Origin of the sequence: Salinivibrio sp. MA427 (assembly GCF_001996115.1) — a bacterium.
GTDB lineage: Bacteria > Pseudomonadota > Gammaproteobacteria > Enterobacterales > Vibrionaceae > Salinivibrio > Salinivibrio costicola.
Genome location: NZ_MUFH01000456.1, coordinates 1 through 1,457 on the forward strand (window position 1 = coordinate 1; position 1,457 = coordinate 1,457).

Genomic DNA, 1,457 nt, shown 5'->3' on the forward strand with positions numbered 1-1,457 from the left:
TTGTTGCATTCCACGCTACCGCCCTCTGGTTAGCGGCGTCCAAAAGACCTTACAGGGCGATTTTTGCGGCTAGGTTATCAGATGCTGGGCAGTGTGTTTAGGCAAAGGGGTCTAAAATGTTGGCGCGGTCAGGATTTAGGGATTTGTAGGGAGTAAATGCAAAAAAGCCGCTGACTGAGCAGCGGCTTTTCTTTGTGTGGCGGAGAGATAGGGATTTGAACCCTAGAAGGGCTATTAACCCTTGCCGGTTTTCAAGACCGGTGCTTTCAACCACTCAGCCATCTCTCCGGAACGGGGCGTATAGTAGAGGCTACTCAGTGCGATGTAAAGTGTGTTTTTACTTTCTCGCGCTTAAGTGCTGAAATTATCAGCAAACACCTATTTGAATAGGTTTCCCCTCTGCCACCCCGTTGCTTATTTAACCAAAACGACCATTGATATAGTCAGACGTCAGCTTATGCTCAGGATCATTAAACACTTTTTGTGTTGTGTTAACCTCAACCAAGCTACCAAGATGGAAATAAGCGGTGCGATCAGACACACGAGCTGCTTGCTGCATGGAATGCGTCACAATCACAATGCTGAAGTTCTTCTTCAAATCCGAGATCAGCTCTTCAATCACCCCAGTGGCAATCGGATCGAGGGCTGAACACGGCTCATCCATCAAAATAACTTCCGGTGCGACCGCAATAGTACGTGCAATACAAAGTCGCTGTTGCTGACCACCAGACAAACCGGTTGCCGGCTGATCCAGGCGATCTTTAACCTCATTCCACAAACCGGCGCGTGTCAGCGATTGCTCCACCAGCTCATCCAAGTCAGTTTTACTGTCGACCAAGCCGTGAATACGCGGGCCATAAGCAACGTTGTCATACACGGATTTAGGAAACGGGTTAGGACGTTGGAACACCATGCCGACTTGTGAGCGCAATTCGACAATTTCACTCTCGCGGTGGTAAATGTCAGTGTCTCCCAAAATGATGTCCCCCGTCACCTCACAGCCCGGGATCGTATCATTCATACGATTTAAGCAACGCAAGAACGTCGATTTACCACAGCCTGATGGCCCAATCATCGCAAGCACTTCTTTCTCGCCGATATCAAGGCTCACATTTTTAATCGCCGGCTTAGATCCGTTGTCATAATTAACGAACACATTTCGTGCTGTCATGCGTGGCATATCAACAAACGGAATACCACAGGTTTCACTCGGTGCTTGTGTGCTTTGTGGTGCGGCTTCTACTACATCTTCAGTCATGGTTAGGTTGTTCATTGTTGTCGTCGTCATGATTCTCTCTCCCGACTTACCAGCGTCGCTCGAGACGCTTACGCATAATCACCGCACAGGCATTCATAAAGGCTAAGAATGCCAGCAGTACCATGATTGCGCCTGAGGTATTTTCGACAAAGCCCTTTTCAGGATTCTCTGCCCATAAATAGATTTGAACGGGTAACGC

Annotated in this window: 1 protein-coding gene, 1 tRNA gene and 1 pseudogene; all 3 read right to left on the reverse strand. The window is 48.4% G+C overall.

Annotated features, from left to right (window positions below):
• Positions 1 to 197: 197 nt before the first annotated feature.
• Positions 198 to 288: transfer RNA gene (locus BZG79_RS15545), tRNA-Ser, on the reverse strand.
• Between the two features lie 130 nt (positions 289 to 418).
• Positions 419 to 1,180, reverse strand: a complete 762-nt coding sequence (gene pstB, locus BZG79_RS15550) for a phosphate ABC transporter ATP-binding protein PstB (RefSeq protein WP_236719568.1) — start codon at positions 1,178 to 1,180, stop codon at positions 419 to 421.
• A 124-nt stretch (positions 1,181 to 1,304) separates the two neighbouring features.
• Positions 1,305 to 1,457 (reverse strand): annotated as a pseudogene (locus tag BZG79_RS17025) (phosphate ABC transporter, permease protein PstA); the annotation flags it as partial.